Source organism: Candidatus Symbiothrix dinenymphae, from assembly GCF_001431085.1.
Genome location: NZ_BBRU01000242.1, coordinates 1 through 600, shown reverse-complemented (window position 1 = coordinate 600; position 600 = coordinate 1). Strand labels below are relative to the sequence as shown.

Annotated in this window: 1 protein-coding gene and 1 pseudogene; both read left to right on the top strand. The window is 49.8% G+C overall.

Annotated features, from left to right (window positions below; genetic code table 11):
• On the top strand, positions 1-234 hold a 234-nt coding region (locus ASC50_RS03315), incomplete at its 5' end, for a helix-turn-helix domain-containing protein (RefSeq protein ID WP_056928706.1).
• Positions 231-600: pseudogene (locus ASC50_RS03310) on the top strand (HipA N-terminal domain-containing protein); the annotation flags it as partial. The gene ASC50_RS03315 and the pseudogene ASC50_RS03310, both read left to right, overlap by 4 nt.

Below are 600 nucleotides of genomic sequence, written 5' to 3'. Positions count from 1 at the left end.
ATTGCCGGGCGTGCAGGCATTTGCCGCTCCACCCTTTGGCAGATTGAAAAAGGCGAGCCAAGCGTGTCGTTCGGCTATTATGCACAAGTCCTGTTTGTGTTGGGCTTGGAAAAAAACATCGCTACAATGGCATCTGACGATGTTTTGGGACGTAAATTGCAAGATGCAGAGTTATTGGTCAAAAAAAGGGCACCTAAAAAACAGGCACCTAAAAAAACAAGCGAAAAGTCATGAATGAGGCAAAAGAGATAGTGGTATATGCGGATTGGGACGGCTTGGAGGCACCTCAATTCATCGGCACATTGTTTTCGCTGTTTGTGCGCGGGAAAGAGATTTTTTCTTTTGAGTACGACCGTCAATGGTTGCAATCGCCTTTGGCTCAAGAGATTGACCCTGACTTGGGTATTTATTTCGGGCGACACTATCTGCGAGAAGGGAAAAGCAATTTTGGCGTTTTCCTGGATTCGTCGCCCGACCGCTGGGGACGTGTGTTGATGGAACGGCGGGAGGCTCTTTTTTGGCGCGTAGGGAAATCGCCCCGCCGCAATTTGGCCTATTTTTTTTTTTTTTGGTGGCCCCCCCGCCCGCGGGGGGCGCACT